This window comes from Bacillus sp. FSL M8-0049 (assembly GCF_038593355.1).
GTDB lineage: Bacteria > Bacillota > Bacilli > Bacillales > Bacillaceae > Bacillus > Bacillus safensis.
The window spans coordinates 1,861,522-1,877,021 of sequence record NZ_CP151986.1 but is presented as its reverse complement, the minus strand read 5'-3'; the positions used below and the strand labels follow the sequence as shown (position 1 = coordinate 1,877,021).

Genomic DNA, 15,500 nt, shown 5'->3' with positions numbered 1-15,500 from the left:
GGATTATTTCTACAAATGAAATGTCTTGTTTTAGTGAATTATTTATATTGTTCAATTTTAGAAAAGAAATCCTTCACAAACACATAAAAATCATGGGCAGAAGGAGACATTTCGCGCGTTTTAGATGCAATAATTCCAACCGTTCTTCTCACTTGAGGGAAATCGATCGGAATTTTCACTGTAAATCGCGGTGTTGTTTCATAAAAGGCGCTTTCGGGTAATAAGGTAACGCCCATACCTGCAGATACGAGACCTTTAATGGCATCCAAATCTTCTCCTTCAGATGAAATGGTAGGCTCATAGCCTGCCTGCTTGCAAGCATCAACCGCAATTTGTCTCAGCACATACCCTTCAGGAAATAACACGAAATGATCCTTTCTTAAATCACTTAAATGAATACTCCTTTGTCCACTAAAGGGGTGGCTAACCGGCAAAAGGGCATATATGCTTTCGGAAAACAAAATATTTCCTTCTATTTGAGAATCGTTTGTCGGTACGGGTCCTAAAAAGGCGAGATCGATATCTCGGTTTTTGACCGCTTCAATGAGAAATTTATAGGACCCTTGACGAAGTAAAAAATCGACCTCTGGATATTCCTGCTTAAAGGCGGAGATGACAGAAGGGAGTACTTGGCTTGCTAGACTTGTAGGAAAGCCAATATTCACCGTTCCTTTGTGCGGATCTAAGTATTCATCAATTTGCTCTTTCGCATAATCAATGGCTTTGAGTGCAGTTCTGACATGATCTAAAAATTGCCTGCCGATCTTCGTTAATTTGATATTTCGTCCTTCTCGTTCGAATAAGGCCACTCCAAGTTCTTCTTCTAAATTCGCAATCTGCCGGCTGATAGCAGATTGGGCAACATGTAAGTTTTCAGCCGCTTCTGACACGTGTTCACGGTCTGCGACTTCTACAAAATAACGTAACTGACGAAGCTCCATTTTTGCACTTCACACCCATCTATCTCAAAAAGAGATTGTTTTGATCTAAATTATATATTGTTTATATCAATTTGAAAACTTAAAATAAGTTACAGAGTTTGTGAGATTTTATTACTGTGAAAAAACGGATCTTTTAAACGGGGGAGAGAAACGATGACTTATAATCAACTACCACAACCACAAGGTCTCTACCGTCCTGAATTTGAACATGATGCATGTGGAATCGGACTGTACGCCCATTTAAAAGGGGAGGCGACACATAGCATCGTCAAAAAGGGATTACAAATGCTGTGCCAGCTTGATCATCGCGGCGGGCAAGGCAGTGATCCGTATACAGGTGATGGTGCCGGTTTAATGGTACAGCTGCCAGACGCTTTCTTTAGAAAGAACTGCAAAGAATTTGCACTTCCTGAAAAAGGCCGTTACGGGGTAGGAATGGTCTTCTTTTCAAAAGATGATGACGAAAAAACGCGTCAAGCCATCGAACAGAAAATCAACGGGTTCATTAAACAAGAAGGCCAAACATTAATTGGCTGGAGAACGGTTCCTGTCGATGCCGGAAAAATTGGTACTGTCGCAGCGAAGAGCTGTCCGGTTGTGAGACAGGTCTTTATCGGAGCAAACGACAAGATCACAGATCGTTTGTCATTTGAACGAAAATTATATGTCATCCGTAAACAGGCTGAGAACTGGGGAACAAGAGAAGAAAAACAATTTTACTTTGTCAGCCTGTCGAGTCAAACCATCGTATACAAGGGGCTTTTAACATCAGATCAAGTCGATGCTTTTTATCTTGATCTACAGGATGAAACATTTGTTTCTGCATTTTCACTCGTCCATTCAAGATTTAGTACAAATACATTTCCTACATGGGAAAGAGCCCATCCAAACCGTTACTTAATTCACAACGGAGAAATCAACACATTAAGAGGGAACATCAATTGGATGAGAGCAAGAGAGCAACAATTCGTATCTGAAGCCTTCGGAGACGATTTAGACAAGATTTTGCCAGTGCTGAATGCAGACGGAAGTGATTCATCCATTTTAGACAATGCCTTTGAATTCTTTGTGCTTGCAGGCCGTACACCTGCTCATACAGCAATGATGCTGATTCCTGAGCCTTGGACGGAAAACACGCACATGTCGAAAGAGAAACGGGCATTTTATGAATACCATAGTTCTCTCATGGAGCCGTGGGATGGACCAACAGCCATTTCCTTTACTGACGGGAAACAAATCGGGGCCATCTTAGACCGAAATGGATTAAGACCGGCAAGATATTATGTCACGAATGATGATCATATCATTTTCTCTTCTGAGGTTGGCGTAATCGACACAAATGAAGAAGATGTTAAGTATAAAGATCGACTTGAGCCTGGTAAAATGCTGCTCATTGATCTAGAAGAAGGACGAATTATTTCTGACGAAGAAGTGAAATCGACCATTGCGAATGAACTGCCTTATCAAAAATGGCTCGATGAAGAAATGGTCCACGTCAATCGCTCGGAAGAAAATTCAGAAAATTCTAGTATAATGGATGATTTATTGACGCGTCAGCGTGCGTTCCATTATACGTATGAAGACATTCAAAAGTATTTAATTCCTTTACTAGAGGAAGGCAAGGATCCAATCGGTTCAATGGGAAGTGACACACCGCTTGCTGTGTTATCAGATCGTGCGCAGTCTCTTTTTCATTATTTTAAGCAGCTGTTTGCACAAGTCACGAACCCGCCGATTGATGCCATTCGTGAGCAGCTCGTGACATCAACCATGACTTGGTTAGGTGCCGAAGGCGATATTTTACATCCGAATGAATATTCATGCCGAAGAATTAAACTTTATACACCGGTCTTAACGAGCGGGCAATTTAACGGCTTGAAAACGATTGTTCATAATGCCTTTAAAAGCAAAACAATCCATACACTTTTCACCGATGATTTAAAACGCGGACTGGATGCTATGTTTGAAGAGGCGGAAAAAGCGATCAGAGAAGGTGTCTCTTTATTAATCCTTTCAGATCGTGAAATGACAGAACAAAAAGTACCGATTCCACCACTTCTTGCGCTAAGTGCACTTCATCAGCATCTTGTGCGTCAAGGCCTGCGGACAAAGGTCAGTCTGATCGTTGAATCTGGAGAGGTGAGAGAGGTCCATCATTTTGCCGCACTAATTGGCTACGGCGCAGATGCGATTCACCCTTACCTTGTCTATGAAACGTACAAACAGCTGATTGCAGACGAAGCGATTTCGATCAGCTTTGATGAAGCTGTTACAAAGTTTGGTAAAAGCGTGACAGAAGGTGTCGTCAAAGTCATGTCCAAAGTGGGGATTTCCACTGTGCAAAGCTATAGAGGCGCGCAAATCTTTGAAGCAGTCGGGATTAGTGAAGACGTCATTCAAGCGTATTTCACAGGAACAGCTTCTCAGCTTGGCGGAATTGATCTTGACACCATTGCTCATGAGGCAAAACTCCGCCATGAAGCAGGGTATCAAGCAGCAACTGACCAGACACTTGAATCAGGCAGTGAATTCCAGTGGAGAAAAAATGGAGAGCATCATGCTTTTAACCCAAAAACGATCCATACGCTCCAGTGGGCATGCCGTAATGAAGATTACGATCTATTTAAACAATATACAAAAGCAGCGGATGAAGAAAGAATCGGCTTCCTCAGAAACTTGTTTGCATTTCAGCCAAAACAAAAGCCGGTTCGTCTGGAAGAGGTTGAATCTGCTGAATCCATCGTGCGCCGCTTTAAGACAGGTGCCATGTCATTTGGATCTTTAAGTAAAGAAGCGCATGAGGCACTTGCGATTGCGATGAACCGAATTGGCGGTAAAAGTAACAGCGGAGAAGGCGGAGAAGATCCTGCCCGCTTTACAGTAGATGAACATGGTGATGACCGCAGAAGTGCAATTAAACAAATCGCTTCTGGCCGATTTGGTGTGAAAAGTCATTACTTGGTCAATGCAGATGAACTGCAAATTAAAATGGCGCAAGGAGCAAAACCTGGAGAAGGCGGACAGCTGCCAGGAAATAAAGTGTATCCTTGGGTTGCCGATGTACGTGGTTCTACGCCAGGTGTCGGATTGATTTCACCACCGCCGCATCATGATATTTATTCCATTGAGGATTTGGCACAGCTGATTCATGATTTGAAAAACGCGAACCGTGATGCACGCATCAGTGTCAAGCTTGTATCTAAAGCCGGCGTTGGCACGATTGCAGCAGGTGTAGCAAAAGGAACTGCGGATGTCATTGTCATCAGTGGTTATGACGGCGGTACAGGCGCTTCACCGAAAACGAGTATTAAACACACAGGACTTCCTTGGGAGCTTGGATTGGCAGAGGCGCATCAAACCCTTGTGTTAAATGGTCTTCGCGAGAGAGTCGTTCTTGAAACAGACGGAAAGTTAATGACTGGCCGCGACGTTGTGATGGCTGCGATTTTAGGAGCAGAAGAGTATGGCTTTGCGACAGCTCCACTTGTCGTGCTGGGCTGTGTGATGATGAGAGCATGTCATTTAGATACTTGCCCAGTCGGTGTAGCCACACAAAATCCAGAGCTCCGCAAAAAATTCATGGGTAACCCCGATCACATTGTGAACTTCATGATGTTTATTGCAGAGGAAGTCAGAGAAATCTTAGCGGAACTCGGCTTTACATCAATGGATGAATTAATCGGACGCACGGACGTCCTAGCGGTCAGTGAACGAGCAAAAGCTCACTGGAAAGCAGGCCAGCTAAACCTTGAAACACTGCTTTATCAGCCAGAAGGAGCGCGGACATTCAGAACACCGCAAAATCATAAAATTGATGAATCACTGGATATGAATGAAATCCTTCCTTATGTGCAAGAAGCGCTGAATCATCAAACACCGGTTGATCTATCATTGAACATTCGCAATATCAACCGTGTGGCCGGAACCATTACTGGCAGTGAAGTGTCTAAGCGCTACGGGGAAGAGGGCTTGCCAGAGGATACCATCACACTAAGGTTCACTGGTTCAGCTGGACAAAGCTTCGGCGCATTTGTGCCAAAGGGCATGTCTCTCTATTTAACAGGTGATTCAAATGACTATATCGGCAAAGGACTCTCAGGAGGCAAAATTGCTGTTAAAACGTCTGATCATTTTGTACAAAATGGACATGAAAACGTCATTGTAGGGAACGTTGCATTTTACGGCGCAACTAGCGGAAAAGCTTATATTAACGGGCGTGCTGGTGAACGATTTGCTGTTCGTAATTCAGGTGTACATGTGGTTGTTGAAGGAATCGGAGATCACGGCTGTGAATACATGACTGGCGGACGTGTCGTTATTTTAGGAGACGTTGGGAAAAACTTTGGTGCAGGTATGTCTGGCGGTGTGGCTTACATCCATACATCGGATGCAAAACAGTTCAAAAGAATGTGCAATATGGAAATGATCATGTTTGAAAAGCTCACAGATCATGAAGAAGAACAAGAAGTGAAACAAATGATCAAGGAACACCTTGATTATACAAACAGCTCAAAAGCAGCAGCACTTCTTGAAAACTGGGAGCAAGAAAAGGATCAATTCATCAAAGTCATTCCGAGAAATTACAAAATGATGCTTCAAAGCATTGAAGAACAAAAACAAGCGGGCCTCAGTCATGAAGAAGCGGTGATGTATGCCTTTGAAGCAAACACAAAACCGAAAAATCAAGAAACGGCAAACGGGCAAAAAGCAGCCCTCGCTCATTAAGAAAGGGGAGAGGACAATGGGCAAAGCAACAGGTTTTATGGATTATAAAAGAGAAAAGCCAAATGAACGTGACCCTCTCACTCGTCAAAATGACTGGAAAGAATATTCAGCTCCTTATACAGATGACGTATTGAAGAAGCAGGGCGCTAGATGTATGGATTGCGGAACACCGTTTTGTCAAATTGGGATGGAGATCAGGGGCGGCGTGTCTGGCTGCCCGATCTACAATTTAATTCCAGAGTGGAATGATCTTGTCTATCGCGGAAGATGGAAAGAAGCTCTCGAAAGACTTCAAAAAACAAATAATTTCCCTGAGTTTACTGGGAGAGTATGTCCGGCACCTTGTGAAGGGTCATGTACAGTCGCTATCAATGATCCAGCTGTTTCGATTAAAAATATCGAACGTACGATCATTGATAAAGGCTTTGAAAATGGATGGATCACACCAAGAATCCCTTCAAGCCGTACAGGGAAGAAAATTGCCATTGTCGGCTCAGGACCAGCAGGACTTGCAAGTGCTGATCAATTAAACCAAGCAGGGCACGCTGTAACAGTGTTCGAGCGTTCTGACCGTCTTGGCGGACTGCTGACATACGGGATTCCGAATATGAAGCTCGATAAAGAAGTGGTCGAGCGAAGAGTCAAACTTCTAAGACAAGAAGGCATTGACTTTGTGACGAACACAGAAATCGGTGTGGATATTACTGCTGATGAACTGAAAGAGCAGTTTGATGCCGTTATCCTTTGTACAGGTGCACAAAAGCAGCGTGATCTATTGATTGAAGGCCGGGAAGCAAAAGGGATTCACCTTGCGATGGATTATTTAACCCTGGCAACGAAAAGCATGCTTGATTCAGGATTTAAAGACAAAAACTTCATTGATGCAAAAGGAAAAGACGTAATTGTGATTGGCGGAGGAGACACAGGTGCAGACTGCGTTGCAACTGCACTTCGCCAAAAAGCAAAAAGTGTTGTTCAATTCGGGAAGCATCCAAAGCTTCCGGATACACGTGTAGGGGATAACATGTGGCCAGAACAGCCTTATGTCTTCTCGCTGGATTATGCTTATGAAGAAGCACAAGCCAAATTCGGAGAAGATCCGCGTCAATATTCAATTCAAACCACAAAAATTGTGGCAGATAAAAATGGGAAATTAAAAGAGCTTCATACCATTCAAATGGAAAAGGTGAAAAACGAACAAGGGAAGTTTGAATTTCATGAGATTCCAGGAACAGAGAAGGTATGGCCTGCTCAGCTCGTCTTTATTGCAATTGGTTTTGAGGGAACTGAACAGCCGCTTGTGAAACACTTTGGCGTGGACAGCAAAAACAATCGCATTGACGCAAAATATGGGGAATATACAACAAATGTAGAAGGCGTATTTGCAGCGGGAGATGCAAGACGCGGGCAAAGCTTGATTGTCTGGGCAATTAATGAAGGCAGACAAGTGGCGCACGAGGTAGACCGTTATTTAATGGGGAGTTCGGTTCTGCCAAAATAGGTCAAACAAAGGGTGTTACAATATAAAGAAAAGCCATGACCAACGTGTGGTCATGGCTTTTTATGATTCAGAAATGGTATGGTTGATCAACACTTTTTTACGTTTAAGCTGCGATACGACTAAACAGAGGAAGACAATCAGAACAAAAAGAGAAATGGTCAAAAAGCCAAACGTATATGAGCCAGTCAATTCTTTTAAACTGCCAAGAATATTAGGTAAAAAGAATCCGCCAATGCCTCCAGCAGCCCCAACAATTCCGGTCACAATCCCAATTTCTTTATGAAATACTTGAGGCACCAGCTGAAAAACAGCGCCATTTCCCATCCCAAGGCACATCATCCCGGCAAATAAAAGCGCAATGACCACAGGTAAAGCTGGAAGACTGCTCACTCCCCCTAAGCAGATGCCGATGATTCCGAATAATCCAAGCAGTACTTTCATTCCACCTATTTTATCGGCAATGAGACCGCCCACAGGACGAAAGAAGCTGCCTGCCGCCACACAAAGGGTCACAAAATCACCAGCATGAATCTTCGAAACCCCATATTGATCCACAAAGAAAATACTGAGGAAACTGGAAAGCCCGACAAACCCTCCGAATGTGATCGCATAAAGCAGACAGAAAAACCATGTCGATTTCACTTGAAATACTGAAAAGTACGACCAAATCGGCTGAGGAGCGGGCTGATTTGGTGCATCTTTTGCAGTGAAAATAAAGAACAAAAAGACAAGACTTAACGGAATCAGAGCGAGCCCCATTACGGCATGCCACCCGTAAATCTCCGCAAGCCTTGGACCAAATAATGTGGAGATCAGTGTTCCACTATTCCCGGCGCCTGCAATCCCCATAGCTACTCCTTGTAAGTGAGGGGGATACCAGCGGCTTGCCATTGGCAGAGCAACAGCAAAACTTGCTCCTGCTACTCCAAGCAAAATCCCAATCAGTACGAGCTCTGAAAGGGTTGTACCAGCGATAAACCCCCAAATGAGCGGAAGGGTCGTTAAAAGCATTCCCATCACTGCAGTCTTTTTAGGTCCTATTCGATCGGTGAATAAACCGAGCACAATCCGAAAAAAAGAACCAGATAGAATTGGAATGGCGACAATCATGCCTTTCTCTACGGTTGATAAAGCAAAATCTTGCGCAATAAAAGCACCCAGCGCTCCTAACAAAACCCAGATCATAAAGCTCACATCGAAATATAAAAAGGAACCAAACAATGTCTTAGGATGACCACTTGATTTTAATTCTGAGAGTTTCATAAAACGCCTCCTCTATTGAATTTTCTGACTTAAAGATAGCGAGTTCACTTATGTAATGAAAGTATTATGTGAGAAAAATTGACATGAATAAACACTTTTTTACAAGTGTGTGCCATAATCAATCCATACAATGTGCTCGAGCAAGAGGCTTAGAAAGGTTGATTTCAGATGGCAAAACGCAAACTTGTGTTTATCGGAAACGGCATGGCGAGTATGAAATGTATCGAAGAGATCATTCAAAAGCAGCCAGAACATTACGCCATAACAGTCATTGGAAAAGAGAAGCACTCTGCCTACAATCGAATAAAACTTTCGCCCATTCTACAAAAAAGCGAATCATTAGCTCAAATTGAACTAAAGGATAAAGAATGGTACACCGCGCATGACATCACATTGTACAAAGGAGAATCAGTTATACATATCGATACAAATCGAAAATGTGTCATGACAGATGCGCGCCGGGAAATTTCCTATGACAAGCTCGTCATTGCAACGGGTTCATCGCCGAATTTTCTTCCTATTCAGGGTGTGTCCAAAAAAGGGATATACGCTTTTCGGACAATTGATGATTATGAGGCCATTTGTGCGGATGCGGTGCATTATCAACAAGCAGCAGTGATCGGAGGCGGCGTGCTTGGTGTGGAGGTGGCAGCTGGTCTGCAGATTGCGGGGCTGGAAACCACCATCATTCATCATACGGAGCGGCTCATGCAGCGACAATTAGATGAAACAGCCGCCGGATTATTACAGCGACAATTTATACGAAAAGGGATTCAGGTGAAAACAAATGCCCATACCATTGCATGCTTAGGCGGTGAGAGGGTAGAAGGCGTTCTATTGAAAAATGGCGACATCGTGGAGGCTGATCTTGTTGTTTTTACAACAGGTATCCGTCCGAATATACAGCTTGCAGAGAATCATGGCATACACACGAGAAAAGCCATTGTTGTCAATGACGTGATGGAGACAAATATCCCAAATATTTATGCGATTGGAGAATGTGCAGAGCACAAAGGGATGGTGCACGGTCTTGTTCAGCCCGTTTATGAACAAGCAAGCGTGCTCGCTAAGCATCTTTTAGGGGAAAAAATCACACATACACCCAAGCCCATTTACTCAACAAAATTAAAAGTACCTGATTTGCCGATTTATTCTGCTGGATGTATTGAACATCATTCTCCGTTTATGTCAGCTGTGACTTATTTAGATGAAGAGCAAGAGGTATATAAAAAATTCGTCTTTGAACGTGAGGCGCTGGCAGGCATTTTATTCGTCGGAGAGCTGGAGCATGCCGATCAGCTTTTGCAAGATGTGAAAGTGGGACGTGATAAAAGTGTGGTCATGAAATCCCTTTATGAAAAGCAAGCATCCCCACTAGATTCATTAAAAATGGAAGATCTCGTCTGCCAATGTCAAACCGTTACAAAAGGGACGATTTTAAAAAGCATTTCGGTTCATCAGCTGACAAACTTAGAAGAGGTGAAAAAACAGACAGGGGCAGCAACCGGGTGCGGCGGGTGTCAAGAGCTCGTCCGTGCTTGCTGCCAGTTATCATCACATGAACAAACGGAATCGCAGGCCTTTTATTGTCCATGTACAGAAGCAGATGAGCAGACCATTTTTTCGTTTATTAAAAAGCAGCAGCCGGTGAATGCTGAAGAAATAAGAAGACATTTTCAATGGAAAACGAATCACGGCTGCGGCATCTGCCGGCCGGCCATTCAATACTATCTCGAGCAATTTCAAGGATCGGTGGAAAAAATCGGCGCTGCTGAGCAGGAAGACATGTTGATTCCTCAATTATATGGAGGCCGGCTTGATTTGGATTTTTTGAAAATCATTACGTCTTTGTTAGAGAACAGGCTGATTGAGCAGGCAGAGCTGACAAAGCATAAACGAATACGGCTTATCGGTGTGTCAAAACAGGCGGCACAAATCGTCAAAAATCATTGGCCAATTATGCCCAATGAGAAAAGAAGACTATCTCATATCCTTTCATGCAACTGCAGTGATCCAGCAGTCACGTCACTTGTGATAGAGCTGGAAAGACAAGTGGAAGATACACTTTTACCAGCTGTCACCTCCATTCATATCACCGGTGCTTCCTGCACGTGTAAACTTGCTCCAATTGATGACATCTGTCTGAAAAAGCAGCTGGGTGAATGGAATATTTATATAGGAGGCCAGCTTTTTTACACCTTGGCTCATTCAAGTGAGCTTATCCCACTTTTTAAAGCGCTGCTTGAAGAGTATAGGAAAAATGCTTACTTTCAAGAATCTATTGGCGATTGGCTTTCCCGGCATGGAAACATTTCTATTCGAGAAAAGTTGCTTGATGAGGAAATAAGAGAAGAGCTCTGTGCGCAATTTGACCAAAGCAGACAAGAAAATGTAAGTCATAAGGATGTGAAGGTATGAGTCAATCTTTTTTACAATATGCCCAGCAAAAATCAATGCAGGAAGAACAAAAGCGAGTGTTTCCAGCCCAATGTCCTTTTTGCAGTATGCAGTGCAAAATGCAATTAATCGAGCAGCATGTGGAAGGGCGAACACGCTACCAAACGATTGGTGTACACAATCCAACTTCGCACGGAAGACTTTGTATGAAAGGACAGCATGCACATCAGCACGCGCTCCATAAAGATCGCCTGAATCACCCGCTGATCAAAAGAAACGGACAGTTTGTAAAAGCGACATGGCAGGAGGCTCTTGAGGAAATCAAAACAAACATAGAATCCCTTCAGCTGTCACATGGCCATGATGTGATCAGTGTGTACGGAAGCGCATCAATTACAAATGAGGAAGCGTACTTACTCGGGAAATTTGCAAGAGTGGCGCTGAAAACAAAATACATCGATTATAACGGGAGACTATGTATGTCTTCGGCAGCAACTGCCGCAAATCAAACATTCGGACTTGACCGTGGCCTGACCTTTCCTCTAAGCGACATCAAGCATGCACGAGTGTTGATATTGGTTGGAACGAATATAGCGGAATGTCAGCCAACCTTCCTGCCCTACATCGAAGAGGCGAAAAACAATGGCGCATTTCTCATCGTCATTGATCCGCGCAAAACTCCGACTGCCCAATTAGCCGATTTACATGTCAGCCTAAAACCAGGGTCAGATGCCGCACTGGCAAACGGCATATTGCACATCATGCTGCATGAGCATTTAATCGATGAATCATTTATTCATCAACGAACGTCAGGTTTCCAAGAACTAAAGGAGCATATCTCACGCATCTCCCTGCCAGACATTGCTGAGCAAACCGGCGTGACGATTGATGTGATGCAGAAAATAGCAAGGAAATTCGCACAAGAAAAGACAGGCATGATTTTTACAGCAAGAGGCATTGAGCAGCAAATAGACGGTACAGCTTCTGTGCGTAATTTCCTGAATATTCTGCTTGTTACTGGGAAGATCGGCCGCTTTGGATGCGGCTATGGCGCAATAACCGGCCAGGGAAATGGCCAGGGAGCAAGGGAGCATGGGCAAAAAGCAGATCAGCTTCCAGGATATCGAGATATCTCAAACCCTGGTCACAGAAAAGAAATGGCTGAACGATGGAACATTGATGAAAAAGAACTCCCAGGAAAGGGCGTGTCTGCTTTTGAGATGTTTGAAAAAATGGATGCAGGTGAGATCAAAGCGCTCTTTTTAATGTGCTCAAATCCTGTCCAGTCAGGGCCGAACGCGCACTTGATTCAGCAAGCCATCAAGAACTTGTCCTTTTTTGTTGCCGTTGATTTATTTATGTCTGAGACAGCTGTGCTGGCAGATGTAATTTTACCGACTTCGTCATATTTAGAGGATGAAGGTACCGTGACAAACATAGAGGGGCGCGTTACGCTTAGAGAAGCAACATATCCACTTAAACACCAAAGAAAGCACGATTGGCAAATCATTTGTGAAATAGCAGCTGTATTAGGAAAAGGCAGCCATTTTTCCTTTTCATCCGCAGAAGAGATCTTTGAGGAAATAAGAGCCGTTACGAAAGGTGCAAAGGCTGATTATTCAGGCATAACCTATGAAAGGCTGAGGAGGGAACAAGGCATAAGGTGGCCTTGTACTCATTTAGAAGACCCGGGAACTGAAAGATTATTTGAACATGCATTCTCACATTCTGACAGTTTAGCGAAGTTTGCCGTTGTCACACATGGAAAAAAAGCTGCAAAGGAACCCGTCAGTCAAGAATACCCTCTTTATTTAACGACCGGCAGGGTGATGGCTCATTACCAAACAGGCGTTCAAACAAGAAGGAGCACCTCTCTTGTTGCCAGACAGTTTGAAGCATATGCAGAGCTTCACCCTGACACAGCGAAAACGTATGGACTTCAGCACGGGGAGCTCGTGACCATCAAGTCAAAAAGAGGAAGTGTCATCATCAGATGCCGCATATCAGACACCATTCGAAAAGATACCGTATTTGTTCCATTTCACTGGAGCAAACATCAATCAATTAATCAATTAATTGATGACCAACTAGATCCGCAAAGTAAAATGCCAGGCTTTAAATATTGTCCTGTACAGCTGTCAGCCTACGTGAATGAAAAACTATGTGAGAAATTTTAACATGTATTTTCCATCTATGTTTAGATTATGGTACTTTCTAAAAAATGATCACATGAGGGGTGTTTTATCATGAAAGAAAAACTCGTATTAGTGGGGAACGGTATGGCCGGCATTCGAAGCCTTGAAAACATTTTAAAAACAGACAGCGAACGGTTCGACATGACGGTATTTGGGACTGAACCGCATCCTAACTATAACCGAATTCTTTTATCGAAAGTGCTTCAAGGGGATACGAAGGTCGAAGATATTACGTTAAACGATTGGAACTGGTATCATGAGCATGATATTCAGCTGTTTACAAACGAGACCATAGTGAAGGTCGATACAGAGAACCAAACAGTCACCAGTGATCAAGGACGGACCGTGCATTATGACCGATTGATTTTAGCAACAGGGTCACTTCCATTCATCCTTCCAATTCCAGGGAGTGATAAAAAAGGCGTGACGGCTTTTCGTACATTGCAAGACACTGAGGAAATGGTCAATGCCTCTACTATGTACAAAAAAGCAGCAGTCATCGGAGGTGGACTCCTTGGGCTTGAAGCAGCACGCGGTCTATTAAACTTAGGCATGGAAGTGAATGTCATCCACCTCGGCTCTCATTTAATGGAACGCCAGCTAGACCCTATTGCAGGCCAGCTTCTTCAAAAAGCATTAGAAGAACAGGGGATGAAATTCCTGTTAGGAAAACAGACAAATGAGATTTTAGGAGATACAAGAGTAGAAGGATTATCATTTTCAGACGGCACTACACTTGAGACAGACCTAGTCGTCATGGCTGCGGGAATTAAACCAAGTAAAATGCTTGCAGAAATAAGCGGGCTTGAAGTGAACCGTGGGATTATCGTCAATGATTTTATGGAGACAAGTGTCCCGGGCATTTATGCCGTCGGAGAATGTGTGGAACACAGGGGACAAACGTACGGATTAGTTGCTCCTTTATACGATCAAGCGACTGTACTTGCCAAGCATGTATGCGGCTTGAACCCTGCTCCATATGAAGGCTCTGTTCTGTCAACACAGCTGAAAGTATCAGGAGTTGATGTATTTTCAGCTGGTGATTTTATTGAAAACGATGAGAAAAAAGCGATTAAGATTTTTGACGAACAAAAAGGCATCTATCAAAAACTCGTCTTCCAGCAAAACCGATTAGTAGGCGCCGTCATGTTTGGAGAAACAAGCGACGGACCTCGTTTATTCTCGTACATTAAAGAAGGAATAGATATGTCGGATATGGAGAAGGTATCTGTCTTAACCTCCAATGATCCGGCGCAAGAAAGCACGATTGACAGCATGGCAAACGACCATATCGTTTGCGGCTGTAATGGCGTGTCAAAAGGGCAGATTGTGGAAGCCATTCAGAAAGAAGGCTTAACAACGTTTCAGGAAGTCAAGCAATGTACAAGTGCCTCACGATCTTGCGGAGGCTGTCAGCCTGTTGTCGAAGAGATTCTTTGGCATACGCTAGGTGAGGATGCAAGCCGGACAGCCCAAAAAGAAACCATCTGCGCCTGCACTACCCTTTCACGAGATGAAGTCATTCATGAAATCAAAGAGAAAGGGCTGCAGCATGTCAAAGAAGTGATGAATGTACTTGACTGGAATACAGAAGAGGGCTGTTCAAAATGCCGCCCTGCACTGAATTATTATTTAGGCATGCTTCATCCACTTGAATACAAAGATGAAAAGAGCTCACGCTTTGTAAATGAACGCATGCATGCCAATATTCAAAACGATGGCACCTATTCAGTTGTTCCGCGAATGTACGGCGGCGTCACCAATGCAAATGACTTGAGAAAAATAGCCGATGTCGTCGACAAATATGAAATACCGCTTGTGAAAATGACTGGCGGTCAGCGTATTGACCTTCTAGGTGTCAAAAAAGAAGATTTACCTAAAGTGTGGGCGGATCTAGATATGCCATCGGGTTATGCATATGGAAAATCTTTAAGAACAGTTAAAACATGTGTTGGAGAACAATTTTGCAGATTCGGCACGCAGGACTCCATGGCTCTTGGAATTGCACTTGAAAAGAAATTTGAAGGTCTTGCGACACCGCATAAAGTAAAAATGGCCGTCTCTGCTTGTCCGAGAAACTGTGCAGAGTCCGGAATTAAAGACCTCGGTATTGTGGGGATAGATGGAGGGTTTGAATTGTACGCCGGCGGAAATGGCGGCACACACCTGCGGGCTGGAGATTTATTAATGAAGGTCAGTACAGCAGAAGAAGTAGAGCAAATGGCCGCAGCATACCTGCAATATTACAGAGAAACGGCAAATTATTTAGAAAGAACCTCTGCTTGGGTTGAGCGACTTGGGTTAGATCATATTCAATCAGTACTCCTGGATGATGAAAAACGAGCAGCCTTAATCGAAAGAATGGACATTGCGCTTTCAACATATGAAGAGCCTTGGCAGGAGCTTCGCGAGAGTCAAAAAGACACGAGACAATTATTTCAAAAAGCGACGGCTTCCGTATAAATCAATTGAAGGGAT

7 protein-coding genes are annotated in these 15,500 nt (G+C 43.6%); 5 read left to right on the top strand and 2 right to left on the bottom strand.

Annotation, left to right across the window (positions count from 1 at the left end; all coding sequences use genetic code 11):
• Positions 1-38: 38 nt before the first annotated feature.
• Positions 39-941: a LysR family transcriptional regulator gene (locus NSU13_RS09480; protein ID WP_034280677.1), complete on the bottom strand. Its 903-nt coding sequence runs from the start codon at positions 939-941 to the stop codon at positions 39-41.
• A gap of 153 nt (positions 942-1,094) precedes the next feature.
• On the opposite strand from NSU13_RS09480, the gene gltB reads away from it, so the two are divergent.
• Together gltB and gltD are read left to right on the top strand one after the other, a co-directional pair.
• Positions 1,095-5,666 carry a glutamate synthase large subunit gene (gene gltB, locus NSU13_RS09475; protein ID WP_101676948.1) on the top strand — a complete coding sequence of 1,524 codons (4,572 nt, stop codon included), beginning with the start codon at positions 1,095-1,097 and terminating at the stop codon, positions 5,664-5,666.
• 16 nt (positions 5,667-5,682) lie between these two features.
• Positions 5,683-7,167: a glutamate synthase small subunit gene (gene gltD, locus NSU13_RS09470; protein ID WP_024428371.1), complete on the top strand. Its 1,485-nt coding sequence runs from the start codon at positions 5,683-5,685 to the stop codon at positions 7,165-7,167.
• Positions 7,168-7,227: 60 nt separating this feature from the next.
• On the opposite strand, the gene NSU13_RS09465 is transcribed toward gltD, so the two are convergent.
• Positions 7,228-8,430, bottom strand: a complete 1,203-nt coding sequence (locus tag NSU13_RS09465; RefSeq protein ID WP_081124491.1) for a nitrate/nitrite transporter — start codon at positions 8,428-8,430, stop codon at positions 7,228-7,230.
• Positions 8,431-8,598: 168 nt separating this feature from the next.
• Here NSU13_RS09465 and NSU13_RS09460 point away from each other — a divergent pair, with 168 nt between their 5' ends.
• From NSU13_RS09460 to nirB, 3 genes are all read left to right on the top strand, one after another.
• A complete protein-coding gene (locus tag NSU13_RS09460) occupies positions 8,599-10,848 on the top strand; it encodes an FAD-dependent oxidoreductase (protein ID WP_342489481.1) in 2,250 nt (749 codons plus the stop codon).
• Complete coding sequence (locus NSU13_RS09455) at positions 10,845-13,004, top strand: molybdopterin oxidoreductase family protein (RefSeq protein ID WP_342489480.1); 2,160 nt, start codon at positions 10,845-10,847, stop codon at positions 13,002-13,004. Before NSU13_RS09460 ends, NSU13_RS09455 begins: the two co-directional genes overlap by 4 nt.
• A gap of 69 nt (positions 13,005-13,073) precedes the next feature.
• A complete protein-coding gene (gene nirB, locus NSU13_RS09450; protein ID WP_342489479.1) occupies positions 13,074-15,485 on the top strand; it encodes a nitrite reductase large subunit NirB in 2,412 nt (803 codons plus the stop codon).
• The last annotated feature ends 15 nt before the right edge of the window (positions 15,486-15,500 follow it).

What these genes read in the sequence shown, in the direction of transcription:
- NSU13_RS09480 (WP_034280677.1), bottom strand. Translation starts at nt 941, where the DNA reads ATGGAGCTTCGTCAGTTACGTTATTTTGTAGAAGTCGCAGACCGTGAA.
- gltB (WP_101676948.1), top strand. Translation starts at nt 1,095, where the DNA reads ATGACTTATAATCAACTACCACAACCACAAGGTCTCTACCGTCCTGAA.
- gltD (WP_024428371.1), top strand. Translation starts at nt 5,683, where the DNA reads ATGGGCAAAGCAACAGGTTTTATGGATTATAAAAGAGAAAAGCCAAAT.
- NSU13_RS09465 (WP_081124491.1), bottom strand. Translation starts at nt 8,430, where the DNA reads ATGAAACTCTCAGAATTAAAATCAAGTGGTCATCCTAAGACATTGTTT.
- NSU13_RS09460 (WP_342489481.1), top strand. Translation starts at nt 8,599, where the DNA reads ATGGCAAAACGCAAACTTGTGTTTATCGGAAACGGCATGGCGAGTATG.
- NSU13_RS09455 (WP_342489480.1), top strand. Translation starts at nt 10,845, where the DNA reads ATGAGTCAATCTTTTTTACAATATGCCCAGCAAAAATCAATGCAGGAA.
- nirB (WP_342489479.1), top strand. Translation starts at nt 13,074, where the DNA reads ATGAAAGAAAAACTCGTATTAGTGGGGAACGGTATGGCCGGCATTCGA.